Source organism: Saccharopolyspora tripterygii (assembly GCF_054778355.1).
Genome location: NZ_BAAGZP010000014.1, coordinates 100,877 through 126,503, shown reverse-complemented (window position 1 = coordinate 126,503; position 25,627 = coordinate 100,877). Strand labels below are relative to the sequence as shown.

General features: G+C 71.3%; 21 protein-coding genes. 5 read left to right on the top strand and 16 right to left on the bottom strand.

Annotated features, from left to right (window positions below; genetic code table 11):
• Window positions 1-73 precede the first annotated feature (73 nt).
• Window positions 74-1,114, top strand: a complete 1,041-nt coding sequence (locus ACYVF3_RS11620; RefSeq protein WP_461154227.1) for an SIS domain-containing protein — start codon at window positions 74-76, stop codon at window positions 1,112-1,114.
• A gap of 111 nt (window positions 1,115-1,225) precedes the next feature.
• Here the strand turns inward: ACYVF3_RS11620 and ACYVF3_RS11615 are convergent, their stop codons facing one another.
• Window positions 1,226-2,068 carry an amidohydrolase family protein gene (locus ACYVF3_RS11615; protein ID WP_461154226.1) on the bottom strand — a complete coding sequence of 281 codons (843 nt, stop codon included), beginning with the start codon at window positions 2,066-2,068 and terminating at the stop codon, window positions 1,226-1,228.
• 199 nt (window positions 2,069-2,267) lie between these two features.
• Between ACYVF3_RS11615 and ACYVF3_RS11610 the strand changes: the two genes are divergently transcribed.
• Complete coding sequence (locus ACYVF3_RS11610) at window positions 2,268-3,209, top strand: N-acetylglucosamine kinase (RefSeq protein ID WP_461154225.1); 942 nt, start codon at window positions 2,268-2,270, stop codon at window positions 3,207-3,209.
• Window positions 3,210-3,223: 14 nt separating this feature from the next.
• On the opposite strand, the gene dapA is transcribed toward ACYVF3_RS11610, so the two are convergent.
• The 4 genes from dapA to ACYVF3_RS11590 all read right to left on the bottom strand — a co-directional run bounded on the left by dapA (window position 3,224) and on the right by ACYVF3_RS11590 (window position 7,109).
• Window positions 3,224-4,066 (bottom strand): 4-hydroxy-tetrahydrodipicolinate synthase, encoded by an 843-nt coding sequence (gene dapA, locus ACYVF3_RS11605; RefSeq protein WP_461154224.1) that lies wholly within the window; start codon window positions 4,064-4,066, stop codon window positions 3,224-3,226.
• A gap of 31 nt (window positions 4,067-4,097) precedes the next feature.
• Window positions 4,098-4,712 carry a DUF3159 domain-containing protein gene (locus ACYVF3_RS11600; protein WP_461154286.1) on the bottom strand — a complete coding sequence of 205 codons (615 nt, stop codon included), beginning with the start codon at window positions 4,710-4,712 and terminating at the stop codon, window positions 4,098-4,100.
• A gap of 146 nt (window positions 4,713-4,858) precedes the next feature.
• Window positions 4,859-5,584 carry an ESX secretion-associated protein EspG gene (locus ACYVF3_RS11595; RefSeq protein WP_461154223.1) on the bottom strand — a complete coding sequence of 242 codons (726 nt, stop codon included), beginning with the start codon at window positions 5,582-5,584 and terminating at the stop codon, window positions 4,859-4,861.
• 94 nt (window positions 5,585-5,678) lie between these two features.
• Window positions 5,679-7,109: a hypothetical protein gene (locus tag ACYVF3_RS11590; protein ID WP_461154222.1), complete on the bottom strand. Its 1,431-nt coding sequence runs from the start codon at window positions 7,107-7,109 to the stop codon at window positions 5,679-5,681.
• A gap of 636 nt (window positions 7,110-7,745) precedes the next feature.
• Between ACYVF3_RS11590 and ACYVF3_RS11585 the strand changes: the two genes are divergently transcribed.
• A complete protein-coding gene (locus ACYVF3_RS11585; protein WP_461154221.1) occupies window positions 7,746-8,528 on the top strand; it encodes an SGNH/GDSL hydrolase family protein in 783 nt (260 codons plus the stop codon).
• A 477-nt stretch (window positions 8,529-9,005) separates the two neighbouring features.
• Here the strand turns inward: ACYVF3_RS11585 and ACYVF3_RS11580 are convergent, their stop codons facing one another.
• Complete coding sequence (locus ACYVF3_RS11580; protein WP_461154220.1) at window positions 9,006-11,819, bottom strand: AfsR/SARP family transcriptional regulator; 2,814 nt, start codon at window positions 11,817-11,819, stop codon at window positions 9,006-9,008.
• Between the two features lie 329 nt (window positions 11,820-12,148).
• Here ACYVF3_RS11580 and ACYVF3_RS11575 point away from each other — a divergent pair, with 329 nt between their 5' ends.
• A complete protein-coding gene (locus tag ACYVF3_RS11575) occupies window positions 12,149-13,183 on the top strand; it encodes an ADP-ribosylglycohydrolase family protein (RefSeq protein WP_461154219.1) in 1,035 nt (344 codons plus the stop codon).
• Window positions 13,184-13,334: 151 nt separating this feature from the next.
• Here the strand turns inward: ACYVF3_RS11575 and ACYVF3_RS11570 are convergent, their stop codons facing one another.
• From ACYVF3_RS11570 to ACYVF3_RS11555, 4 genes are all read right to left on the bottom strand, one after another.
• Window positions 13,335-14,165 carry a metal ABC transporter permease gene (locus ACYVF3_RS11570; protein ID WP_461154285.1) on the bottom strand — a complete coding sequence of 277 codons (831 nt, stop codon included), beginning with the start codon at window positions 14,163-14,165 and terminating at the stop codon, window positions 13,335-13,337.
• Between the two features lie 44 nt (window positions 14,166-14,209).
• Window positions 14,210-15,070 (bottom strand): metal ABC transporter ATP-binding protein, encoded by an 861-nt coding sequence (locus tag ACYVF3_RS11565; protein ID WP_461154218.1) that lies wholly within the window; start codon window positions 15,068-15,070, stop codon window positions 14,210-14,212.
• Entirely contained in the window at window positions 15,067-16,116 is a 1,050-nt protein-coding gene (locus ACYVF3_RS11560; RefSeq protein ID WP_461154217.1) for a metal ABC transporter solute-binding protein, Zn/Mn family, read from the bottom strand. Before ACYVF3_RS11560 ends, ACYVF3_RS11565 begins: the two co-directional genes overlap by 4 nt.
• A 224-nt stretch (window positions 16,117-16,340) precedes the next feature.
• Window positions 16,341-17,435 carry an ABC transporter ATP-binding protein gene (locus ACYVF3_RS11555; RefSeq protein WP_461154216.1) on the bottom strand — a complete coding sequence of 365 codons (1,095 nt, stop codon included), beginning with the start codon at window positions 17,433-17,435 and terminating at the stop codon, window positions 16,341-16,343.
• 187 nt (window positions 17,436-17,622) lie between these two features.
• Between ACYVF3_RS11555 and ACYVF3_RS11550 the strand changes: the two genes are divergently transcribed.
• A complete protein-coding gene (locus ACYVF3_RS11550; protein ID WP_461154215.1) occupies window positions 17,623-18,723 on the top strand; it encodes a LacI family DNA-binding transcriptional regulator in 1,101 nt (366 codons plus the stop codon).
• Between the two features lie 75 nt (window positions 18,724-18,798).
• Here the strand turns inward: ACYVF3_RS11550 and ACYVF3_RS11545 are convergent, their stop codons facing one another.
• From ACYVF3_RS11545 to otsB, 6 genes are all read right to left on the bottom strand, one after another.
• The gene (locus ACYVF3_RS11545) at window positions 18,799-20,385 is read right to left on the bottom strand and encodes a polyamine aminopropyltransferase (protein ID WP_461154214.1); all 1,587 of its coding nucleotides are present in this window, start codon (window positions 20,383-20,385) and stop codon (window positions 18,799-18,801) included.
• Window positions 20,382-20,807: a DUF350 domain-containing protein gene (locus ACYVF3_RS11540; protein WP_461154213.1), complete on the bottom strand. Its 426-nt coding sequence runs from the start codon at window positions 20,805-20,807 to the stop codon at window positions 20,382-20,384. Before ACYVF3_RS11540 ends, ACYVF3_RS11545 begins: the two co-directional genes overlap by 4 nt.
• Window positions 20,808-20,837: 30 nt before the next feature.
• Window positions 20,838-21,788 carry a hypothetical protein gene (locus ACYVF3_RS11535; protein WP_461154212.1) on the bottom strand — a complete coding sequence of 317 codons (951 nt, stop codon included), beginning with the start codon at window positions 21,786-21,788 and terminating at the stop codon, window positions 20,838-20,840.
• A complete protein-coding gene (locus ACYVF3_RS11530) occupies window positions 21,785-22,222 on the bottom strand; it encodes a DUF4247 domain-containing protein (RefSeq protein WP_461154211.1) in 438 nt (145 codons plus the stop codon). The genes ACYVF3_RS11535 and ACYVF3_RS11530 overlap by 4 nt, the downstream gene beginning before the upstream one ends.
• Before the next feature lie 4 nt (window positions 22,223-22,226).
• Window positions 22,227-22,859 (bottom strand): DUF4178 domain-containing protein, encoded by a 633-nt coding sequence (locus tag ACYVF3_RS11525; RefSeq protein ID WP_461154210.1) that lies wholly within the window; start codon window positions 22,857-22,859, stop codon window positions 22,227-22,229.
• Window positions 22,860-22,981: 122 nt separating this feature from the next.
• Window positions 22,982-25,531 (bottom strand): trehalose-phosphatase, encoded by a 2,550-nt coding sequence (gene otsB / locus ACYVF3_RS11520; RefSeq protein ID WP_461154209.1) that lies wholly within the window; start codon window positions 25,529-25,531, stop codon window positions 22,982-22,984.
• Between the last annotated feature and the right edge of the window lie 96 nt (window positions 25,532-25,627).

Here is a 25,627-nt window from a genome sequence, read left to right as displayed (position 1 = left end):
ACGAACCGGAGGTGCTTCCCGGTTCCGAACCGAGTAGAATTGGTCTGGACCTTATGGAAGGGATGGGCCCGAGATGTCCGCCAACCCCGGCACGCACATGAAGGCAGAGATCGAGCAGCAGCCGGCGATCTTCGCGGATCTGCTGGCAGCCCGAGAGCAGTTCGCCGAGGTCGCGGCGGTCATCGCCGAACGGCGCCCGCGATTCGCCCTGCTGGCGGCGCGCGGCTCCAGCGATCACGCCGCGCTGTACGCCAAGTACCTGATCGAAGTTCTCCTGCAACTCCCGGTCGGCCTGACCTCGCCGTCCACGACGACCCTGTACGGAGCGCAGCCCGACCTCACCGACGTCCTGATGCTCACGGTCAGCCAGAGCGGCGGTTCGCCGGACCTGCTCGCGGTCACCGAGTCGGGCCGGGCGCGCGGAGCGCTCACCGTCGCGGTCACCAACACCACCGACTCCCCGCTGGCCTCGGCCGCCGAGCACTCGCTCAACATCCGCGCGGGCCAGGAGCAGGCCGTCGCGGCCACCAAGACCTACAGCGCGACCTTGCTGGCGTTGTACCTGCTCATCGATGCCGTTCGCGGCGGGACGGCGGAGCAGGCACGAGTCCTGCCGGACCTCGCGGCCACCGCGCTCACCGACGCGACCGACCCGGTGGAGGAGGCGGTGCAGAGGTACCGCTTCGCCGGGCGGATGGTCACCACCGGTCGCGGGTACTCGCTGGCCACCGCGCACGAGACCGCGCTGAAGCTCGCCGAGACCAGCTACCTGTCGGCCCGCTCCTACAGCGGGGCCGACCTGCTGCACGGCCCGGTCGCGGCCATCGACGCCGAGACCGCCGTGCTCGCGCTGTGCAGCGCCGGGCTGGGCGGCGAGTCGACCCGCGAGGTCGTCGAGGCGGTGAACCGTCGCGGTGCCGACATCTGCGCGATCGGTTCCGCCGCGTCGAAGACCCCGGCCGCGCACCGGATCCCGGTGCCCGAATCCGCCGAGGAGGTCGCTCCGATCCTGGAGATCCTGCCCGCCCAGCAGCTGGCCCTCGGCCTGGCCCTGGCCAGGGGGATCGACCCCGACAACCCGCGCGGCCTGCAGAAGGTCACCCGCACCACCTGACGTCTGGAGGGGTGGGCGTCCCGGCCGGGTCCTCGGGGGTGGGTGGGGGAAGTTTTCATGAAAACTTCCCCAACCTCCCAACCGCGTACCTAACCTCTCAAGTCAGTACAACTAGAGGTTGTAGATCTCGCGGGCGGTCGTGTCGAAGATCGCTGTCCGCTCGGAGTCGCTGAGGCCGGCGGTGAGGTCCTTGGCCACGCCGAGAACCTCCGGGTAGGAGGCGGCGAGCAGGCAGACCGGCCAGTCGGAGCCGAACATCACCCGGCTCGGGCCGAAGGACTCCAGGACCACGTCCACGCAGGCGCGCAGCCGCGACGGGTCCGGCTGCGCCGCCCACTCGTCCTGGGTGACCAGGCCCGACAGCTTGCAGACCACGTTCGGGTGCGCCGCGAGCGCGCGGATCCGGCTCGCCCACGGTTCGAGCTCACCGGAGCTCACCGGCGGTTTCGCGCAGTGGTCGAGCACGAACGTCAGCTGCGGGTACTGCCCGACCGCCTTGATCGCGGCGGGCAACTGGTGCGGGCGGATCAGCAGCTCGTAGAGCAACCCGGCGTCCTCCACGGCACCGAGCCCGGCCAGCACCTCGGGGCGGACCAGCCAGTCCGGATCCGGCTCGTCCTCGACCTGGTGCCGGATTCCGCGCAGCCAGCCGCCCGAGGGATGGGTGTGCAGCCGGCCGATCTGCTCGCGGGTGTCCCTGGCGGTGAGATCCACCCAGCCGATGACCGCTGCCACTCGGTCGACGGTCTCCGCCAGCACCAGCATCTCCGGGGTCTCGTCCGGATCGGCGACCGTCTGCACCAGCACGGTCGCGTCCACCGAGGTACCCCGGATCGCCGCCTGCAGGTCGGACGGCCGGAAGTCGCGCCGCAGCGGATCCATCTCCGGGCCGGTCATCCAGGGCTGGTCGCGGACGTCGAGGTCCCACAGGTGATGGTGGGTGTCCACGGTCATCGAGCGCCTCCGCGGATGTCCACATCAGACTGAACGCGGCAGGCGCTCGTACGGGCGTCGCCCATTGCTTCACTTCTCCCCGACCGATGAAACGACGACTCGATGTATAGCGGCTCGCTGCGGTCGAGACCAGGCCTCGACTTGACCACTTCTCGTCGTAGCGACCGCCGATTCCGCCGCGCGAGAGTACAAAGAGCCCATGCACGGTGATGACACGGCCCTCGTCCTCGGACTGGACGTCGGTGGGACCAGCAGCCGCGCCCTGGTCAGCGATCTGACCGGCCGGGTGCTGGGGACCGGCGAGGCAGCAGGGGGCAATCCGAACTCGCACCCGGCGGCCGACGCCGTCGCGCAGATGGCCGCCGCCGCCAGGACGGCGCTCGGCGGCCACGATCCGACCGCGGTGCGCGGGTGCGTGCTGGGCATGGCCGGGGTGAGCAAGATGGCCGACCCCGCGTTCGTCGAGTTCTTCCGCGGCGAGTGGGCCCGGCTCGGCCTGGGCTGCGAGACCACCCCGGTCAGCGACGGCGTCGTCGCCTTCGCGGCAGGCACGCCCGAACCGAGGGGCACGGTGCTCATCGCCGGGACCGGCGCGGTCTCCGAGCGCATCGAGGACCACCGCACCGCCGCCACCATCGGCGGCTGGGGCTGGCTGCTGGGCGACGAGGGTTCGGCCTACTGGCTGGGTCGCGAGGCCGTGCGCGCGACCCTGCGCGCGCTGGAGCGCGGTGGCCTCGTGGAGGGCCTGGCCGAGGCCGTCTGCGAGCACCTCGGCGTCCGCCCGGAGCGCAAGGCGCTGATCGCCGCGGCCAACTCGGGCGAACCGATCCGCCTCGCCGAGCTCGCACCCCTGGTCACCAGCGCCGAGGACGACGCTGCCGAGGACATCGTGCACCGCGCCGCGGTGCTGCTCGCCGACACCGCCGCGATCGCCCGGCCGGACCAGCACTCGCCGGTCGTCCTAGCGGGCGGTCTCCTCGCCCCGGACAACCGCATCGGCCAGGCCATCAGGGCCGAGCTCGAAGCCCGCTCGTGGCCGGAACCGCGCACCGCGGGCCCGGGAGCGGCAGCGGCCGCATGGCTGGCGGCCCTCCCCCTCGCCCAGGACCCCGCCGCCCTGCACAAGACGCTCCTGCCCTGACCCTCACCCGGAGTTCAGAGCAGGCCGACGTCGGCGAGTCCTTGGCGGATGACCTGGAGTTCCCGCTCGTCGGGTTCGACGAGCGGGAGCCGGGTGGTTCCGACGTCGCGGCCGAGGAGTCCCAGCGCGGCCTTGACCGGGACGGGGTTGGTGGTGACGCCCAGGGCCGAGTACAGCGGCTTCAGGCTCGCGTCGATCTCGGCGCGGCGGGCCGGATCGGTGACCATCTCCTTCATCCGCGGGCCGACCAGGTGGCTGGCCACGAGGATGCCGCCGAGGGCGCCGAGGTCGAGGGCCTGGGCGAAGCCGTCGTCGTTGCCCGCGTAGAGGCCGAGCCCGTCGACCTGCGCCAAGGCGTCGTTGTCGGCCTGCTTGACGTAGTCCAGGTTGTCGATCTGGCCGAGCTCGGCGAGCAGGTCGTGATCGAGCGACAGGCCGATCCGGGACGGGACGTTGTAGAGGACCACCGGCTTGTCGGTGGCCTTGCCGATCTCGGTGAAGTGCCGGATGAGGCCGCGCCGGTTCGGCTTGTTGTAGTACGGGGTCACCGACAGGATGCCGTCGGCGCCGATCTCCGTGGCGCGCTCGGTCATCCAGCAGGCGTGCGCCGTGTTGTTGGAGCCGGTCGAGGCGATCACCGTGACGCCTTCGGGCCGCTCGCCGACGGCCAGCTCGACCAGGCGCAGGTGCTCGGCGTCCGACAGCGTCGGCGCTTCGCCGGTGGTGCCGCACACCACGACTCCGTCGGAGCCGTTGGCCAGCAGGTGCCGGAACAAGTCCAGGAACGCTTCTTCGTCGACCTTCTGCCGGTCGTCGAACGGGGTCACGATCGCGGTGATCACGCTGCCTAGAGACATGAGCGCATTGTGCGCCCACGTCGCGGAGGTGTCACATCGCGGGTTCCCGCGGATGGCGCATCCCCGGGTGGTCCGCGGGCAGGCAGCGGCGCATGACCCACCAGCTCACGGCGACGCACACGGCGACCAGCGGCCAGGTCAGCACGAGCTGCGCGACGGTCAGCGGGCCGGTCGCGCCGGCCAGCCACAGCGGGATGAACACGATCAGCCGCACGACGTACTGCCCGACCCACACCCAGCTCGCCCTGCTGTAGGCGCGCAGCAGCACGGGATCGTGCCGCCACTTGCGCCCCTGCCTGAGCGCGAAGCCGACGACCACGCCGAGCAGCGGCCAGCGGATCGCGATGCTGGTCATCCACGCCAGCGCGCTCAGCGCGTTGCTGGCGAGGCGGGGCAGGAAGAAGTCCGCGGCGTCGCCGGTGCGGATCGCGATGAGCGCACCCAGCATCACCACCAGCAAGCTGATCAGCACGGCCAGCGGGCGGGCTCCCTTGCGGAGCCGGTAGCCGCCGAGGATCGCGCCGACGGCCACGGCCGCCGCGCTGCCGATGACGATCGACTCGCCGCCGAAGAACCAGCCCACGCCGAACGCGACGGGCGGCAGGCTCGCGTCGACCGCGCTGCCGCGCCCGCCGAGCAACCGCATGAACGAATCGCGGTCGTCCCGCTCGATGTCCGTCTGCCCCTGCGTCACGAGACTAAGCCTGCCCTAACTTCCGCCGGAACCAAAACCCCGTTCCGGCGACCAGGCGGTTCTGCCGGGGCCGACCGGGCGAATCGGTCACCCCACGTCTACCCGAGGCGGCGGGCTCGTTCCACCAGGGTGGCGATTTCGTTGGCGATCGTCGGCTTGTCGGCGGGCTGGCAGGCGACGGCGTCCTGCCCCTCGGCCCGCTCACCCCGCATCACGTAGCGGCCCTGGTCGGTGTCGAACCAGATGAGGTTGGGCACACGTGCGCGGCGCGCTCCCGCCACGACGAAGTGGCCGAAGCGGAACTTCGGCCGGGAGGTCACGGCGCGCAGCTCCGGCAGGCCCTCGATGTCGGCGTCGGCGGGCATCCCGCCGCGCCGGTCGGCGACCGCGCGCAACGCCGAGCCCGCGCCGGTCGGGGCGTCCGGCAGCAGCTCGGCGGCGGTGCGCGGCAGATCGGTCGGCGGCAGGAAGGTCATCTGCATGCCGCGGCCGTCGAAGATCCCGAGCACGCCGACCTCGCCGGTGGCCACGACGCGCGCTGAGAGCCGGCGCCCGGCCCGCACGTCGAGCAGGCCGGCGGCCGCGATCGACACCTCGGAGCTGCACAGCAGGTACAGCGCGTCCTCGACCTCCGGTTCCGGACGCCCGTTGCGCGCGAGCCCGTGGGACTCCAGCTCCTGCCAGACCCGCTGGGCGACGACGTCGCGGTCCTCCGGGAGCTCGGCGACGCGCGGCAGCTCGAACGGGTATTGCCGGACGGTGAGGTTCAACTGCTCACCGAGCAGATCGACCGCGGGGGCCGACAAGGTGATCGTCTCCACCATCACAGCTCACATTTCGCGTTAGCGGTACCCAGTGTTATCAGTGCGCCCTGGGGCGAACCGGCGCGAAAGCCGGTTCACCAGGCGGTTCGCGGCCTCAGAAGTCCCGGAAGCCGGCCGGGGACTCGCCGAGCACCGGCGGCGCCACGAGCCGTCCGCCGTCGTCGTCGTCCCACAGCTCGTCGGCCTCGATGAGGAACTGCGGCACGGCACCGCTGCCGGTCTCGCCCGGCTTGTAGCCGGAACCCGCGCGCAGGTCGTCACCGCCTTCGCGGCGCTCTTCCTTGAAGTCCTCGGCGGACCACGAGGTGTTCCGGCCGTACCCGGCGCGGTTCCCGCCCGACCAGGCACCGGCCGACCCCATCGGCCCGAACCCGCCGTCGGCGCGTTCGTTGACCTTGGGGGCGCGCACCGTCCTGGCCTTCGCGCGCTGATCCGGCTGCTGCGGCTCCGGCTGCTGCTGCTCCGGCGGGCGCGGCGGCTCCGGTCGCGGCGGCGGTTGTGGCGCACCGCGCTGCTCCACCGGCTGCTGCGGTGGCGGCGGTGGCCCCGCCGGACGCTGCGGGGGTGGCGCCATCGGCGGCGGGCCCGGTTGACGCGGCGGACGCTGCTGACCACCGTTCGGCGGCGCGGGCATGCCCGCAGGCGGCGACGCGTGCTGCTGCGGAGGACCCGCCGGCGGCGGTTGGTTCGGCGGCGGCCCTTGGTTCGCAGGCCCCTGGTTCGGCGGCGGTCCTTGGTTCGGCAGCGGCCCCTGATTCGCGGGACCCGGATTCGGCGGGCCCTGGTTCGGCGGGCCCTGGTTCGGCTGCGGACGGTTCGCCGGAGGCGGGCCGACCTGCGGCATCGGGCCGCTCGGCGGACCCGGAGGCGGGCTCGCCGGACGCGGGCCGCTCGGCGGACCGGCCGGGGGCATCCCGGCAGGCGGCCCGGGAGGAGGCGGAACATCCTGTCGCGCAGCCGGTTCCGGACGCGGCGGCTGTTCCGCCACCGGCGCTTCCGGCGCTTCCGGCATCGGCCGCCGCGACGGCTCCACCGGCGGCGGGACGTCGGCGACCTGCGGAACCGGACCGCTGGGCGGACCCTCGGCGATCGGAGCGCCCAGCAAGCCGTCGCGCACCTGCGGCTGCGGACCGCTGTCCGGGACCGGATTTCCTGCGGGACGGTGGCTTTCGGGAGGCAGCAGCGAGCCGCTCAGGCTGGCGCCCTCGGGACGCCCGTGGCGCGATTCGTCGGGCTCCACCAGCGAACCGGACATCTCGGCCGGTCGCGCCTGGGAACCACCGAGATCGCCGGACAGCGACGGCAGACCGCCGGTGGAGGGGCGCGAGGGCTCGGTGACCGGCCTGCTCGGCGTGCCCGGTCCGCGCTGCGCCTGCTCGAAGCGGTCGGGGAGCTGTTCCATCCGCTGCCAGACGGCGAACGGGTGCGGGTCACCGGCGAGCGCCGCCAGCTCGGCGCGCACGTCGAAGTGGCCCGGGCGCTGCGCGGCCGGGGCCGGGCGCGCGGGAGGCGCGGGTGCGGGCACGGGCGGCGGACCTCCTGGCCCGGAGTCGCTCAGCGAACCCCGCAACGGCGGTTCCGCCCGGCGCCGGCCTCCCGGCTCCGGACCGCCTCGCCGGTTCGGCGACTCGAATCCCGCCGGCCCCGGCGCGGACGCCGGATTCTGCGGTGCCGTCACGATTCCCCCAGATCTGCAGGACAGTTGCGGAGACCGACGATCAGAATCGCGGCCACAACGGAACCGACGCAATGCCCCACGTCGACGTTCCCCATCAACCGGCCACGACGACGAGAGCGCCGGGCACCTGCCCCTGCGTCCTGCGAAAGGACGCACGTGGAGCTGTGACCTGCGCCGATCGCGTCATCGTGGGCCCCCTTGTCACTTCTGCTACCGCCGAAGGACACTAGCAGCTGCCGTTCACCCGTATCGGTGTTTCTCGGCAAGATCCACCTTCTCGACCCCGTGACGAGCGAATACACCGCGCATCAAGGAAAAGCATCGTTTTCGCAAAGCCAACAGACCAATCGGACATATTTCCAAGACTGGTCCGTGCCGTATGTCACTTGGCCGGAACCTTCGGTGGCGTAGGTGCGTTCGCGAGGGCCACTGTTGATTCGCACCATCACGAGGGTGGGGATGAGCAGAAGGGGACGAGTCGACATGGGATCGGGGCGCTGGAACAACTTCGTCGCGCTGGGTGACAGCTTCACCGAAGGTCTGGCCGATGCGACTGCTGAGGCCGACGTCTACCGCGGCTGGGCGGACCGGCTGGCAGCGCACATCGCCGTCCGCGACCCGGATCTGCGCTACGCGAACCTCGCGGTGCGCGGCAAGCTGATCCGCCAGATCGTCACCGACCAGGTCCCGCAGGCCATCGCGCTCAACCCGTCGCTGGTGGCGCTGACCGCGGGTGGCAACGACATCATCCGTCCCGGCAGCGACCCCGATCTGGTGGCGGAGCTGTTCAACGACGCCGTGAGCCGCATTCGCGCGACCGGGGCCGACGTGCTGATCGGCACGGGCTTCGACACCGCGCGCACCCCGGTGCTCAAGCACGTGCGCGGCAAGGTCGGCACCTACAACTCGCACCTGCGCTCGATCGCCGACGCGCACGGCTGCTACGTGATGGACCTGTGGTCGATGCGGGTCCTGCAGGATCCGCGCGCGTGGTGCGCGGACCGGCTGCACCTGTCCTCCGACGGCCACCGCCGGGTCGCGCTGCGCGCCTGCGAGTCGCTCGGCATCACCACCGCCGAGAACTGGAACGAGCCGTGGCCGGACGTCGACGAGCGCACCTGGCAGGAACAGGCCGTCGAGGACATCAAGTGGGCCCGCGAGTACCTGGCGCCCTGGATCAGCCGCCGCCTCCGAGGCGTCTCCAGCGGAGACGGCAGAACAGCCAAACGCCCAGGCCTCGAAAAACTCCCCACAAGCTGCAGCTAGAAGCAACGGCGAAGCACGTCAGGCAAGCGCCGAAGGTGCTTTCGCAGTGCCCCACCTATGCAACCGGCACCGCCGGGGGTTCTGAGCGGCTTCGTGGCGAGCACGCCGCGACGACGTGTATTGGGCCATACACGAGGAGCGGCGCGCGGAGTCCACGGAGCCGCTCAGGTTCCCCTACCCGCACCGCCAAGCAAAACAACCATCGTCAGTAGACCCAAAACCCCCAAAAACAAAAACAGACGCTCGGGCGGCTCCCCCGAACCGTCCGAGCGCCTGCACACCCCCGCACCCGGTTGCCCGGATGCCCTAACCCCCTGCGGTCGTCCCGGCCGCGTGCGGCCGGGACGACCGGGGCGACAATCCCCCCTAGGACTTCCCCCAGAGCCGCCCGTGCGCGGATCTCGCACGGATTGATCCGCCACGGTCAAAGTTCCCAGTCGCTGCTACACGTCCGCTAAACGCGCGCTAAACGATCGTTCAGCCGGGCTGTCCGACGACCTCGTCGAGCCGCTGCCGAACCTCTCTGACCTGCGGTGACCCCTCCACCTCGAAGATCGACAGGGCGGTCTCCCAGCGGGTGCAGGCGACGGGGATGTCGCCGCGCAGCTTGGCGGCGTCGCCGAGTCCGACGTTGGCGGAGGCCTGCCGCACGGCCGAGCCGCACTGCAGGGCCACGTCGAGCGCTTCGTGGTGGAAGCGCTCGCCGTCCTCGATGCGGCCGAGTTCGATGCTGACCTCGCCGCAGTTGTTGAGCACCATCGCGAGGGTTTCGAGGTCGTCGGCCTCGCGGTAGAGGTCTTCGGCTTCGCGGAGGTGGCTCAGCGCGGGTTCCAGCTCGCCGTTGACCTGCTCGACCATCGCCAGGTTGTTGAGCGCACCGGCCACGAAGTAGCGGTCGCCGAGCGAGCGGTAGACCTTCAGCGCGTCCTTGGAGTGCACCTTGGCCTCTTCGTAGCGGCGCAGCCGGAACAGCACGCTGGAGAGGTTGACCTGGGTCATGGCGAGGCGCTCGGAGTCGCCGGTCTGCACGGCGACCCGGTAGGACTCCTCGTAGTGCGCGAGTGCCTCGTCGAGCTGCCCGGACCGGGCGCAGGCGACGCCGAGGCCGGCCGACATGAGCACCTTGCCGACGGGATCGCCGACCGCGCGGGCGGATTCGGCGCCGTCGGAGTAGATCCTGATCCAGTCCTCCCAGGGGCAGCGGACCATCAGGTAGTTGAACTGCAGGCGGGCCAGCGGCCAGGCCATGTCGTGCAGCCCGGCGGCGTTGGCGGCGCGGACCGCAGCGACCAGGTTCGGCCACTCGGCGTCGAACCATTCGAGCGCTTGCGAGCGGGACGTGATCTCGGGACGGTGCTCGCCGGCCGCGGAGAAGTCGAGCTCGTCGCGGGCCGGGCGGAGGAAGCGCCGCGCGTGGTCGGCGGAGCACAGGTAGTGCCGGAGCAACCGGCGCAGCGCTTCGGTGTCGTCGTCGCCTGCGGGGAGTTCCCGCGCGTAGGCGCGCAGCAGGTCGTGCATCCCGAAGCGGTCCGGTTCGGGCTCGGTGACCAGGTGCGCGAGGGCCAAGGCGCGCAGCCTGCGCTGCGCGGCGGCCGGATCGGTCCCGCACAGGGCGGCCGCGGCGTGCGCGGTGAACGTCTGGCCGGGGACCAAGCCGAGCATCCGGAAGGTCTCGGCGTGCACCGGCGGCAGGCTGCGGTAGGAGATGTCGAAGGCGCGGCGCACGCTGGTGTCGGCGTCGTCGTCGATGTCGAGTCCCTGCAACCGGGTTCGCTCGTCGGCGAGCTCGTGCACCAGGTCGGAGACGCCGCGCGCGGGGTTGGCGGCCAGCCGGGCGGCGGCGATGCGCAGCGCCAGCGGGAGCCCGCCGCAGAGTTCGGCGAGCTGGGCGGCGGCATCGGGTTCGGCGGCCGACTTGCCGGGAACGCCTGCGCGGTCGAGCAGTTCGATGGCGGTTTCGGTGGGCAGCGTTTCCAGCGGCAGCACCCGGGCGCCGGAGCGCACCACGAGCCCGTCGAGCCGTCTCCTGCTGGTGACCACGACCACCGAGGCGGCACTGCCCGGCAGCAGCGGCAGCACCTGGTCGGAGTCGCGGGCGTTGTCCAGCAGCACCAGCACCTTCCGCTTGGCCAGCAGCGATCGGTAGAGCGCGGTGCGGTCATCGATCTCGACGGGGATCGCGTCGGCCGCCACGCCGAGCGCCTTGAGCATGCTGGTCAGCGCCTCGCCGGGGGTGAGCGGTTCGTGCTCGGAGTCGAAGCCGCGCAGCGAGGCGTAGAGCTGGCCGTCGGGGAACTCCTCGGAGACCCGGTGCGACCAGGTCAGCGCGAGGGCGCTCTTGCCGACTCCGGCCGTTCCGGTGAGCACGGTGATCAGGCCGGATCCCTCTTCGCGGGTGTCCAGCATCGCCTGCAGGGTGGCCAGTTCCAGCTTCCGGCCGACGAAACCGGCTGGTGCGGGAGGGAGTTCAGCGGGCACCGGGCGGCGGATGCCCAGACCCGGTTCGACCCGGCTGGGGTGGTTGCGCAGCGCGGGGTCGTCGCGCAGCAGCTTCTCGTAGAGCTCGCGCAGCTCGGGGCCGGGGTCGATGCCGAGCTCGTTGGACAGGCGGTGGCGCAGCTCGTGGTAGCGGGCCTGGGCCTCCGCGCGGTGCCCGGCGCGGTAGTTGGCGAGCATCAGCTGCCCGGTCAGCCGCTCGCGCACGGGGTGCTGGTCGACGAGGGTCGCGAGTTCGGCGACGAGCTGGTGGTGCCTGCCCAGTTCCAGGTCGGCGGCGATGCGCTCCTCCAGCGCCAGCAGGCGGAGCTCGTCGAGGTTGGGCGCCACCATCCGGTAGAGCCTGCTGCCGGCGATGTCGGCGAGCACGGGCCCGCTCCACAGCGAGAGGGCCTCGGTGAGCAGGCGCGATCGTTCGGCGGGTTCGAGCCCGTGCGAGCGGTTGATGAGGCTGCGGGCGCGGTGCGCGTCGATCCGGTCGCCGTTGACGCGCAGCAGGTATCCGGGTGCGCGGGTGATGATCTCGGGGCCGCTGGTGCCGAAGAACTTGCGCAGCCGGGACACGTAGCCCTGGATGATCGTGCGCGCGCTGACCGGTGGTTCGTCATCCCAGAGGGTGTCGATCAGCCGGTCCATCGGCACGACCTGGTTGGGTTCGAGCAGCAGGCAGGCGAGCAGGGCGCGGACCGGCGTGCGCCCCGCTTCCAGCGGAACGCCGTCGAGGTGCACCTCGAGCGGACCGAGCAGGCGGAATTCGAAGCCTGCGGTCCCCTCTAAGCTGCCGTGCGGCGTCATTCTCACCCAAATTCGACTTCTGGCCGTTCCGCGACCGACACACGGTAGCGATCCGGATCGCCTGCCAGACCGAGGCGTTCACCAGCCTCACACCAATGGAGTATGCCCGAAATACCAGGTGGGAGATCCGCTCCGTGTTTCCCGACTCATTCTGGCGTCCTGGAGCTCGGCGGGATGGCCGCTGCTCAGGTGGTTCTCACCGGTGTGCGCAGTCCGAACCGGACACTCCGGTGAACACCTCCCGGCAGACGATGTCGGCAAGTAAAGTCTGTGTGCGTCGATCACCCGAACGAGTGGCGTAGCGAGACGCCGCGGAAGGAGCTCCACCCGTGCCGACGACGTCCACAGTGGTCGACCGGGCGGTGGGCTGCCTGCTGGGCGGTGCCCTCGGCGACTCGCTCGGCACCCTGGTGGAGTACGCGCCGCTGGAGGACATCCGAGCCGACTTCGGCCCGGACGGGCTCACCGAACCCGCGCCGCAAGCACTGCTCGGCGACGCCACGCAGATGGCGCTGTTCGCCGGCGAGGGCTACCTGCACGCGTGGACCTCGGGCAACAACGGCGGGCAGTGGCGACCGGTCGAGTCCACCGCTGCGGCGCTGCGCCGCTGGCTGCTGACCCAGCAGGAGGAGAAGCCCGCGCCCGGCGCCACCGGGCTGCTCGCGGAGACCGAGCTCTACGTCAGCCGCGCCCCCGGCCTGACCAGCCTGCGCGCGCTGGAAGAGCCGGAGCTGGGCACGCCCGACCGGCCGCGCAACACCTCCAAGGGATGCGGCGGCCTGGACCGCAGCACACCGATCGGCTTCTCCCCCACCGGCGAGATGGCCTACCAGCTGGCCTGCCAGAGCGCGGCGCTGACGCACGGCGGTGTCGGCGGCTGGGCGTCCGCGGGGGCGCTGGCGCTGATCGTGCACCTGGTCGCGGTGCAGCAGCGCCGCTTGCCCGCCGCGATCGATCAGGCCGCGGGCCGGGTCCTGCGGGAGGACTACGAGACCGCCAACGCCCTCGCCGAAGCCGCCACGCTGGCCCGGCTCGGCGCCAGCGTCGGCCACATCGAACGGCTCGGTCAGGGCTGGGTGGGGCCGGAAGCGCTGGCCATCGGCGTGTACTGCGCCCTGGCGCTGCCCAAGCCCGAGCAGTTCGCCGACGCGATCAGGCTGGCGGTCAACCACTCCGGGCACAGCGACTCCACGGCCGCGGTCACCGGCAGCATCCTGGGAGCCCGCCACGGCACGGCGGTCCTCCCCCGCCCTTGGCTGGCCCGCCTCGAACTGGCCGACGTCATCGAGCGGATCGGGCACGACCTGGGTGCCAGCTGCTCCGGCGAACCCTTCAACGAACGCCGCTACCTGGGCCTCACCTAACCCCGAATCTCACCCCACCCCCTCCCAATTTCGCGCGAAATTGAGTGCCACGCTGCCTTCCCCGGCACCCTGAACTGCTCAGACACGCGCGAGTGCGGGGGCGTTCCCCAATTTCGCGCGAAATTGGGAGGGGGGTGGGTGCGGGGTCGGGTCAGGCGGGGACCGGGGTTCGGGAGGTTCGCGCCAGGCGGCGGGAGCCGATGGCCCGGCAGACCAGGTAGATCACGAACGAGATGATCGTCACGAAGGCGCTGACCGGGGCTCCAGGAGCCAGCGACAGCAGGATCCCGCCCAGGACGGCCACTTCCGCGAAGACGACCGCCAGGACCGTCGCGCGGACCGGGCTCGCCGTCACCCGCGCGGCGGCCGCGCCCGGCGTGACCATCAGGGCCAGGACCAGCAGCGCGCCGACCGTGTAGACGCCCAGCGCCGTCGCCACGCCGACCAGGACCGCGAACAGCGGGGTCAGCACGCGGGTCGGCACACCGCGGGCGGTCGCCACGTCGGGATCGACGCTGGCGAACAGCAGCGGCCGGTAGACGACCGCCAGCACCAGCAGCACGACGATCGCGCAGACGCTGAGCAGCAGCACGTCGGAGGAGTCGACCCCGACGATCTGGCCGACCAGCAGGCTGAACTTGTTCGCCGTGCGCTCCGGGTTCAGCCACAGCAGGAAGACGCCCACGCCGAGGCCGAAGGACAGGATCGCGCCGATCACCGAGTCGCGTTCGGTGTGCTTCTGCCCCAGCAGCCCGAGCAGCAGCGCGGCCACGACCGCACCGGCCAGGGCGCCGACCCCGACGCTCGCGCCGACCAGCAGCGCGGCAGCGGCACCGGTGAAGGCGAGCTCGGCCGTGCCGTGCACCGCGAAGGACATCTTGCGGGCGACCACCAGCGGCGCCAGGCATCCCGACACCAGGCCGAGCGCGGCGGCGGCCAGCAGCGCCTGCTGGACGAACGGGTAGCCGAGCAGGCTGATCATGGTGTCGAAGTCGAACACCCTGCTCAGCGATTCACCGATGTCGTTCACGCTTCTTCCGCCCCCACCACGTGGTGATCGTCGTCCTCGGCGCCCGCCACGACGAGCCGCCCGCCGACCCGCGCCACCTCGATGTCCGTCCGGTAGAGCTCGGAGAGCGTCTCGGAGTTCATCACCTCGTCGGGCGTGCCGATCCGGAACCGGCCGTCGACGAGGTAGAGCACCCGGTCCACCAGCGGCAGCACCGGGTTGATCTCGTGCGTCACGAACAGCACGCCCGCGTTGCTGCGGCGGGCCTGCTCCGCGATCAGCCGGGAGACCTTGCGCTGGTGCGAGAGGTCCAGCGACAGCAGCGGTTCGTCGCACAGCAGCACCGCGGGGTCGCCGACCAGCGCCTGGGCGACCCGGAGCCGCTGCTGCTCGCCACCGGAGAGCAGCCCGACCGGCATCGTGGCGTACTCAGTCGCTTCGACGGCGCGCAGCGCGTCGGCCACCCGGCGCTTGCGCTCGCGCCGACCGCCGAAGCCCAGGCCCCAGCGGTGCCCGTCGAGGCCGAGGCCCACGAGGTCGCTGCCGCGCACGGTGACGTTGGCTTCCAGCGCGCGCTGCTGCGGGATGTAGCCGATCCGGTCGCTGCCGCGCCTGGCCGGTTCCGATCCGATGTGGACGGTGCCGGAGTTGAGCTCCTGCAAGCCGAGCAGCACGCGCAGCAGGCTGGTCTTGCCCGAACCGTTCGGCCCGAGCACCGCCACGAACTCGCCCGGCGCCACGTCCAGGTCCAGCCCGGACCACAGCGTCCGCTCGCCGTAGGCCAGCGTCGCGTCGCGCAGCGAGACGGCCGGGGACCCGGCGGCGGCCTCAGCCGTCACCGGGTCTCCAGCGGTCTCCGCGACCTGTTCTGAGTTCATCGGTTCAGCGCACCTTGCAAAGCGGTGATCTGCGCGTCCATCCACTGCACGTAGTTCTGGCCCTGCGGCAGCGTCTCGGTCAGCTCGACGACCGGGATGCGCTGCGAGTCGGCGGCGGCGCGCACGTTGCGGGTGACCGGCGATTCGGTCTGCGGGTTGTAGAGCACGGCAACGGCCTGGCGGGCGTTGATCGCGTTCTGGATGTCGGCGACGGCTGCGGCAGACGGGTCGGTCTCGGCCTCGATGGCGTTGACGAACGAAGGCGGGGTCACGTCGTTCAGCTTGGCGGCCTCGACCATGTAGTGCGCCACCGGCTCGGTGACGATCACCGGCTTGCCCTGGTGAGCTGCGGCGATCTCGCCGACGCGCCCCTCGAGCCCGGCGACCTGCTGCTCGAACGCCGCGGCGTTGGCCTCGAACTGCTGGGCCTTGGCGGGCTGGATCTTGCCGAGCTCGGCGGCGACCTTGTCGGCGACCTCGTGCACGGCGTGCAGGTCGTACCAGACGTGCTCGTTCGCGGAGTGGTCGTGCCCGGCGTGCTGCTCACCGCCGTGCTCATCCGCGTGCTCATCCGCGTGCTCACCCGCGTGCTCATCCGCGTGCTCGCCTGCGTGGGGCTCACCGGCGTGCTCGCCTGCGTGGGGCTCACCGGCGTGCTCGCCCTGCGGCGGCGCGGGCTGCTGCTCGGAGTCGACCGCCTGCACGGTCGGCCTCGGGGCGTCGCCGAGCACCTGGGTCATGAAGTCGTCATAGCCACCGCCGTTGAGCACCACCAGGTTCGCGTCGCTGATCTTCGCCGCGTCCTGCGGGCTGCTCTCGTAGGAGTGCGGGTCGGCGGCCGCGTCCTCGATGATCGAGTCGACCTCGACGCCGTCGCCGCCGACGGCCTGCACGACGCTGCCCCACACGCTCGTCGAGGCGACCACCTTGATCTTGTCGTTCGGCCCGGGAGCGGCTGGCCCACCGGCGGAGCAGCCGGTCAGCGCGATGGCGCCGACGGTCAGTCCGGCTAATGCGGTCACAGCTGAGCGGCTGCGGACGGTCATGGATGGCACTCCCGGGTGATCGGTAGAGGGCGCTGTCGAGCGACTCCAGTTGCGAACGGTAACGGAAACCGTTGTCAACTGCAGTCTAAGCACCCTTCACCCGAACGCTCCAGGACCCGACGTATTTCCGAACGCGATATCAACCACATGCAGCAACAACGCCCCCGCCCGGAAAACGGGCGGGGGCGTCGAGGGCCGGTGCGCGCGGCGATGCCGCGCACGGATCACGAAGCGAGGCGGTCGCCCGTCTCGGGGTGGAACAGGTGCACCTCACCCGCGTCGCGGAGGGCCACCTTGACCTGCTGGCCCAAGGCCGGAGGCGTGCGCCCGTCGGCGCGGACCACGAAACGCTCGGAGGAGCCGCCGACCGAGATCGAGCCGTGGATCAGGGCGTCGGCGCCCAGCTCCTCGACCAGCTCGACGGTCATGTCGAGCCCTTCGGCGTCGCTGGAGGTCAGCTCCAGCGCCTCCGGACGCACGCCGAAGGTGACCTCCTTGAGGTCGCCCGCCGCGGCCAGCGCCTCGCGGGACAGCGGGACCGTGGCGCCGTCGAGCACCGCGCCCTCGCTGGTCAGCGGGACGGTCTTGAGGTTCATCGCGGGCGAGCCGATGAAGCCGGCGACGAACGCGTTCGCCGGGTTCTCGTAGAGCTCGCGCGGAGTCGCGACCTGCTGCAGCAGACCGTCCTTGAGCACCGCCACGCGGTGTCCCATCGTCATCGCCTCGACCTGGTCGTGGGTGACGTAGATGGTCGTGGTGCCCAGCCGCTTCTGCAGCGCGGCGATGTTGGCGCGGGTCTCCACGCGCAGCTTCGCGTCCAGGTTGGACAGCGGCTCGTCCATCAGGAAGACGCTGGGCTCGCGGACGATCGCGCGTCCCATCGCCACTCGCTGGCGCTGACCACCGGAGAGCGCCTTGGGCTTGCGGTCCAGGTACTTCTCGAGGTCGAGCATCCGCGCCGCCTCGGTCACCTTCTCGCTGATGACCGCCTTGGGCGTCTTGCGCAGCTTGAGCGCGAATCCCATGTTCTCGGCGACCGTCATGTGCGGGTAGAGCGCGTAGGACTGGAACACCATCGCGATGTCCCGGGACTTGGGCGGGGTGTTGGTGACATCGCTGCCACCGATCGAGATGCCGCCCTCGTCGATGTCCTCGAGCCCGGCCAGCATCCGCAGCGCCGTTGACTTCCCGGAACCGGAGGGCCCCACCAGAACGAGGAACTCGCCGTCCGCGACGTCGAGCTCCAGCTGGTCAACCGCCTTGACCGGCGGGCTGCCGGGATAGACGCGAGAGGCGTTGACGTACGCGACCTCAGCCATTTGTGACACCCTTCACTACAATCGGTCTCCGAGAAAGTAGCGTCGTTTGGACCGAACGTCACCCCACCGACTGCCGCAATTCCGGAGAGTGATCACTCCGCGTCGTTCTGTGTTCACGGTTCGAACATCAGTGGGATGTAAGTCATGCTCGCTTCACCCTCGGGTTCTGAACCGTTACGGTTCCTCCATGGCGCGGTCAACGAATGCCCGGCGGCCTGCGACCCTCGCGTCGCTCGCTGCGGAACTCGGGGTTTCCCGGACGACGGTGTCCAACGCTTACAACCGTCCGGATCAGCTGTCCCCTGAGCTGCGCAAACGCGTCCTGGAGACGGCGCGGCGGCTCGGATACCCGGGACCCGACCCGGTGGCGCGCTCACTGCGGACCCGCAAGGCGGGCGCGGTCGGCCTGCTGCTCACCGAGAACCTCTCCTACGCTTTCCGCGACCCGGGAGCCGTCGGCTTCCTCGAAGGCCTCGCCCTGGCCTGCGAAGACGCCGGGCAAGGCCTGACCCTCATACCGGCCAGCCCCGAGCGCGAGGACGTCGCAGCAGTGCACCGCGCCGGTGTCGACGGGTTCGTCGTCTACTCCGTTCCCGAGGACGACCCGCACCTGGCTGCCGTGATGGAACGCCCCGTCCCCGTGGTGGTCTGCGACCAGCCGCGGCTGGACAACCTGGACTGGGTCGGCCCGGACGACCGGCAGGCCATCAAGGCCGTCGCCGGCCACCTGATCGGACTCGGCCACCGGCGCATCGGCGTGCTGTGCATGCGCCTGGCGCGAGGCCGCAACGACGGCCCCGCCACCGTGCAGCGGCAGGCCAACGCCAGCTTCCACGTGCAGAAGGCCAGGTTGACCGCGCTCGCCGAGGAGTTCAGCGAGGCGGGGGTGGACTGGACGACCGTGCCCGTCGTGGAGCGCTTCGACCACACCCTCGACTCGGGTGCCTCCGCCGCCGCTCAGGCGCTGGAGATCGACCCCGAGATCACCGCGCTGGTGTGCACCTCGGACATCCTGGCGCTCGGCGCGCTGCGGGAGGCCCAGAACCGCGGCCTGCGGGTTCCGGAAGACCTGACCATCACGGGTTTCGACGGCATCCCGGACGCCGAGCGAGCCGGGCTCACCACGGTCCGCCAGCCCTGGCTGGAGAAGGGCCGCGCTGCGGGCCGGCTCCTGCTGGAGACCAGCGAGCCGAGCCGTCCGCGGCACATCCAGCTGGAAACGCAGCTCATCGAGGGGGCCACGTCCGGTCCGCCGCGCTCCGGCGAGGAGTTCTGGTTCGGCCCGTGATCGCGGTCACGAAACTGCAGGAGAATTGCCGTTCACCCCGGTGAACGGCAATTTTCACATCCGGGCCCGAAACGCTCAGTAGTTGGACCACTCGCCCTGCGCGTAGTCGAGGATCGTCGGGTGCATCAGCGTCGACGGCGTGAGGCCCGGCAACCGGTCCCGGTCCGGCGGGAAGACCCGAGCGGCCTGGAGGGTCTCGGCGTTGAGCGAACGCAGCGGTGGGACGTCCTGCGGCAAGCGCGGTTCCGGCGGTTCCGCGCCTGCGGTGACCAGGTGGAAACCCCATTCGCCGAAGGCCGGGACCGACACCTCGTAGGGCGTGGTGCGCAGGCCCACCGAGCGCAGCGTGGCCTCGATGCACCAGTAGGCCTTCGGCGCGAAGTACGGCGAACCCGACTGGACCACCGCGCGGGCACCGTCGGACATGGCCTGCTCGACCAGGCCGTAGAACTCCGCCGAGTACAGCTTGGCCGTGGCCGTGGAGTCCGCGTCGGGCATGTCGACGATCACCACGTCGAAGCGCTCGCGGTTCTCCCGCAACCAGGTGAAGGCGTCACCGGGGACCGCGCGCACCCGAGGGTCCTCGAAGGCGTCGTGGTTCAACGAGGTCACCCGCGGATCCGTGCGGGCCAGCTGCAGCACCGCCGGGTCGAGGTCGACCAGCGTGACGTCCCGGACGTCCTGGTAGCGCAGGATCTCCCGCAGCCCCAAGCCGTCTCCGCCGCCGAGCACCAGAACCCGCTCGCGCGGACCGCTCATCGCCGGGTGGACCATCGCCTCGTGGTAGCGGTACTCGTCGATCGAGCTGAACTGCAGGTCGCCGTTGAGGTACATGCGCGTGTCCGGCGTCCCGCTCAGCGACGGCGACTCGGTGAGCACCACGTCCTGGTACGGCGAGCGCTCGGCGTGCACCACGGGATCGGCGTAGAGCGCCTGCCGCGCGGTGACCTCGAAGTCGTCGGCGAACGCGTACGCCCCCACCAGCAGCGCGCCGACCAGCGCTGACGCTCCGATCAGCAGCAGCCGGGCGCGCTTGCTCAGCTCACGCCGGAACACCGTGAGCACCAGGCCCAGCCCGGCGGCGGCGTTGAGCATCCCCACCAGCAGCGCGCCCTGGACCTGCCCGAACAGCGGCAGCAGCAGGAACGGGAAGGCCAGGCCGCCGACGAGCCCACCGACGTAGTCGGCGGCGAACAGGTCGGCCACCGCGGAACCCGCGTCCTGCTGACGGATCCGCTGCAGCAGGACCATCAGCAGCGGGATCTCGGCGCCGATCAGCAGCCCCAGCACCAGCGCGGTCGCGATCAGCGCGGGCAGGTACAGGCTCAGCCACGCGAACGCCGCGTAGAGCACGAGGACGCTGAGGCCGCCGAGCAGCGCCAGCAGCAGCTCGATCCCGGCGAACGCGGCAGCCGCCCAGGGTTGCAGCGGCTTGGCGGCCAGCGCGCCGACGCCCATCGCGAACACCATCAGCGACAGGACGATCGAGGCCTGCCCGATGGTGTCGCCGATCAGGTAGCTGCCGAGCGCGACCAGGGCCAGCTCGTAGACCAGTCCGCACGCCGCGCAGACGAAGACCGCCACCAGCACCGCGAACCGCGCGGTGCGCCCCCGCGGTGCCGCGGTCTCCTCCGGGGTCGCGGGGGCTTCGGTGGCCGTCAATAGATCGCGGCGGCCATCAGCACCGCGAGCACCACGTGCGCGGTCGCCGACACCCAGGTCGCCGGGTGCATGTCGGGCGAGGACAGCTCGTCACCGAGCTTGCCGGGCGTGATGGCATCGATGAGCAGGAACGACAGGCTCATCAGGATCAGGCCGAGCAGTCCGTAGGCGACGGTGCCGACCAACCCGAGCAGCAGGTCGTCGGCGCTGGCCACGATCGCGGTCGTGAGGATGATGCCGACACCGGTGAGCCCGGACACCAGCAGCAGCGCGGCGTTCGGGTTGCGGTTGACCCAGATCAGGTCGCGCAGCTTGCCGGGCGTGGCGAGGTCGACGAGCAGGTAGCCGAGCGCCATCATCGCCACGCCGATCACCCCGTAGGCGACCGCGGCGAACAGGCCGGCGAGCAGTTCGTTGAGCAAGGTGGTGTGCCCTTCCCGTGTCGTGGTGCGTCAGCGCCGGGGTCCCGCCGGCGGCGGCCCCGGAGGTTGTGGCCGGTACGGCCCTGGTGGCCCGTACCCGGGCGGTGGTCCTGGCGGCGGGTAGCCCGGCGGCGGACCCTGCTGCGGATAACCCGCCGGCGCCTGCGGCGGGTAACCCGGCGGCGCCTGCGGCTGGTAGCTCTGCTGCGGAAAACCCTGCGGCGGGCCGGGTTGCGGTGGCGGGCCCTGCGGCGGTCCGGGAGGAGGTGGGACTTGCTTCTTCTGCTTGGCCGAGGCCCCGAGTCCCAGCAGCACGGCCAGCAGCGCCACCGCCCCGAGCCCGATGAGCCACGCCCACGCCACCCAGCTCGAACCGGAGCCGTCGGCCTCCGGGAGCGGCGCCGACGGCGTCCCGGTCGAATCCGGGACTCGCGGCGGCGGCAGCGCTCCGCTCTCCACCAGCAGCAGCGGGGTCGCGCGAGCTGCCTGGCCGGTGAACGCCACCGTGGTCTCGACCAGCGCGTCGGCCGAGATTCCGAGCCCCACGTAGTCGTCCACCTCCGGCAGCGAGCCGAACCCCGGGGACGCCCGCACCTCGATGTCGGCCGCGTCGAGATCGTCGTCGTCAGCAGCGTTGACCACGAAGACCTGCGTCGCGACCCAGCGCGGGCAGGATTCCGCGGGAACGTTCGGGCCCCGGCTGGATCCTTGGGCGGAGCGCCTGGTCGCGCCGTCGGTGAGCTTCCAGCCGAAGCAGACGCCGTGCAGCTTCTCCAGGTCCGCCATCTGCCGGCTGAGCTGCTGCGACTCGTCCTGGCTGAAGCTCTCGGACTCCAGACCGGTGTAGCGGGTGCTTTGGCTGTAGTAGGTCGTCTCGTCGGAGGTGAAGGTGGTCTGCGTCGACCCGCCGAACAGGGTCGTGACCAGCAGCGCGCCGACGAGCGTCAGGACCCCGAGCCCGATGAGCAGCCACTTCTTCATTTCCCGGCCCCCGGCCCGCGGCCTCGGAAGCTCTCACCGTGCGTGGACGTCCAACCCCACACGTGCCCGACGTGGCTGTGGTAGCGGCGGTAGGCGCGGTCGGCGTCCATCAGGTGGATCACCGATCCGCGCTGGTGGGGCTGGATGATCACGGCATCACCGGAGTAGCGCAGGTACACGCCCGAGGAGTCGGCCGACTGCGACTGCGGGCGCCACTTCCTGGTGATCTCGGCGGCCACGACGCTCGGCAACTTCGGGCTCGTGTACGCCTCGTTGTCGTCGTCGCCGGGGATGTCGAGCTGCGCGGCCCGCGTGTAGTGGTGCGCGACGTACCCCCGCGGGCCGGAGCCGGTGGAGAAGATCATCACGAGCCCGACGATCAGGGCGAGCACGGCGGCCAGCGCCGCGATGACGAACCAGTACCTGGGTTTCATGAGTTCAGTCCGCCGTCGGGTAGATGAGCACGTCGTAGCGGCCGAGCTTCTCGCCCGCGGTGGCCTCCCACGCGGCCCCGCCGTAGGACTCGAAGCCCAGCAGCGCACCGTCGGAGGACTCGTAGTCGTGGTAGCGAACGGTTCCCTCGGCGTCGAGGCCCGTCGTGGCCTCGCTGCGGAACGTCGCGGAACCCGACTCGCCGGAGCGGTAGGTGCGGCCGTCGAACTCGACCGACTTCTCCCCCGGGGCTCCCGCGCCGGTCACCGGCCGCCACAGGGTCAGGATCAGGTCCGGGTCCTCTTCCACAGCGAGCCACACCTGGGTGCCCTGGGAGTCGTCGAGCAGGTGCTCCGACCAGCTCCACCCGCCCTCGTCGAGGCGGAGGCTGCCGCGCACCGTGTAGGTGGTCGAGCGGATCTCCACGATGTCCCCGGCTTTCAGCGCACGAGGATCCCCCCGAAGCGAGTCCTGGTCACCGGTCCCGAAGGGGTCCTGCGGCGCTCCCGCCCCGGGCTCCCCCTGCCGGGCCGCCTTGCGCGCTCGCACCCCGAGCACCACGGCGACGGCCGCGACCACGACCAGCAGCACCACCAAGACGACCAGCAGCACGATCATTCCGGTACGCCCCTTCCGCACGATTCCGCGGTGAGGCTATATGCCGACCACCGGAGACAAGCGCAAAAGTCGAAAACGTGACCAAGCACGCGACACGAACGGGCCGCCCACCCCGAGGTGAGCGGCCCGTCGTCCGGTGCGGGTCAGGCCGACAGCAGCTGCGCGCAGCGGATCAGGCCCAGGTGGGAGTAGGCCTGCGGGTGGTTGCCCAGGGAGCGCTCGGCGATCGGGTCGTACTCCTCGGACAGCAGACCCGTCGGGCCCGCGGTGTCCACGATCTGCTGGAACAGCTCCTCGGCCTCGGTGCGACGACCGGTGAGCAGGTAGGACTCGATCAGCCACGCCGCGCAGAGGTGGAAACCGCCCTCGTCGCCCGGAAGGCCGTCGTCCCGCCGGTAGCGGTAGACCGTGGAACCGCTGCGCAGCTCCGCCTCGATGGCCGTGACCGTGGCGCGGAACCGCTCGTCGGACGGGTCGATCAGCCCGGACAGCCCGACGTAGAGCGAGGCCGCGTCGAGGTCGGAGCCCTCGTAGGCGGTCGTGAACGCCTGCACGTCCGGGTGCCAGCCGTTCTTCACCACGTCCTCGGCGATCTGGTCGCGCAGCGACACCCAGCCGTCCTCGACCGTGCGGCCGTAGGCCTCGGCGATCTTGATCGCGCGGTCCAGCGTCACCCAGCACATCACCTTGGAGTAGACGTGGTGACGGGGCGCGTCGCGCTCCTCCCAGATGCCGTGGTCGGGTTCGAACCAGCGCTTGCCGACCGCGTCGGCCATCGCCGTGACCAGCTGCCAGTCGTTGTCCCGGACCTTCCCGGTGGCCTGCGCCAGGTGCGCGATGAGCTCCACGACCGGACCGAACACGTCCAGCTGGACCTGCTGGTCGGCGAGGTTGCCGACGCGCACCGGTCGCGATCCGGCGTAGCCGGGCAGGCTGTCGATGACGGCCTCGGGCCCGAGACCGGTGCCCTGCAGCGAGTACAGCGGGTGCAACCGCTCCGGCCCGGGAACGGATTCCAGCACCCGGTGCAGCCAGTCCAGGAAGCCCTCGGCCTCGGCGTTGGAACCGAGCGTGACCAGTGCCTGCGCGGTCATCGCGCCGTCCCGCAGCCAGCAGTAGCGGTAATCCCAGTTGCGGACCCCGCCGATCTCCTCGGGCAGCGACGTGGTCGCGGCGGCCATGATCGCGCCGGTGTCGGAGTGCACCAGGCCGCGCAGCGTCAGCGCCGAGCGCGCCACCAGGTCGTGCTCGACCTCCGGCAGCGACAGCGTCTTCATCCACTCCGACCAGTAGGCCTCGGCCTCGGCCCGGCGGCTCGGCTCGTCGGTCGGCGTGAGGTCCTCGGTGCCGCCGCGCATCTCCAGCACGACCGGTTCACCTTCGCGCAGTTCGATGACGGCCTTCGCCGACTGGTGCATGCCGTCGGAGGTGATCTCCCAGTCCACGCCCGGCGAGTACAGGACGATCGGGTCCGAGGTGCCGTGGACGCGCAGGCCGTCGCGCTCGGGGCTGATGCGCACCGGCACCTGACCGAACTCCGGCCGCGGCGCGAACTCCACCGAGACCGTGGTGGCGCCGCTGATCACCCGCACCAGGTCGGTGCGGTGGCTGTCGGTGCCGTGCGCCAGGTAATCGGTGACGAGCAGCCGCGACCAGCGGGTTTCCACGGTCATGGTGTTCGGCACGTAGCGCTGGCCCAGCGGCAGCGGGCTGCGCTGCCCGCCGTTGCCGACGGCGTGCGGGCGGATGCTGAAGACACCAGCGCCGGGCCCGCCGAGCAGGTCGGCGAACACCGCCGCCGAGTCGGGGCCGGGGTGGCACATCCAGGTCACCCGGGCGTCCGGGGTCAGCAGCGCGACGTTGCGCTCGTTGGACAGCATGGTCAGCCGCTCGATGGGCGGTGCCTGCTCGCCGTAGAGCCAGGTGCGCCGCTCCTCCATGAGGAAGGCCAGCACGGTGGCGACGTCGGTGGTGCTGCTGATCCGGTGCGCGGCCAGCGACTCGCCGTCGCCGACCTTGATTCCCAGGTCAGGGCCTTGGAGCCGGGCGAAGGCCTTCTCGTCGGTGACGTCGTCGCCGAGGAAGATCGCGGCGGTGGCGCCGACCTGGTGGCGCAGCGCGTCCAACGCGTTGCCCTTGTCGGTCTGCACCACGGCCAGTTCGATGACGGCCTTGCCCTCGGTGACCTGCACGCCGTCCCACTGGGCGGGGCCGCGGCGCACGGCGTCGAGGACGTCGTCAGCCACGTCCTGCTCGGCGCGCCGGACGTGCACCGCGACGCTGGCCGGTTTGGCCTCCAAGGTCACGCCGGTCCGGCTGCGGACGATGTCCTGGACCGCGACCTGCAGCTCGGTGCGCAGCTGGGTGGCCTCCGGTTCGAGGCCGTGGACGAACCCGACGTCGAACTCCGAGCCGTGGCTGCCGACGAGGTGGACCTCGGCGGGCAGCCGGGACAGGGTGGCCAGGTCGCGCAGCGCGCGGCCGGAGATCACCGCCGTGGTGGTGGCGGGCAGCGCGGCGAGCGACCGCAGCGCGTGCACCGATTCGGGCAGCGGTTTGGCCTGGCTCGGATCGGCCACGATCGGCGCGAGCGTGCCGTCGTAGTCGCAAGCGACCAGAAGTCGAGGCGTCCGCGCGAGCTGCACGATCACGCGGCGCAGCTCCGCAGGCAGGGCTTCGGCGGTCAACGCCATACTCCTTGGGGCAGGTCAGGTCTGGATGGATCGATCCGGAACGCCTGAGGCGATAAGCATCTGCTGGCGACCGGTTCTGCTCAGTATCGCCGACGT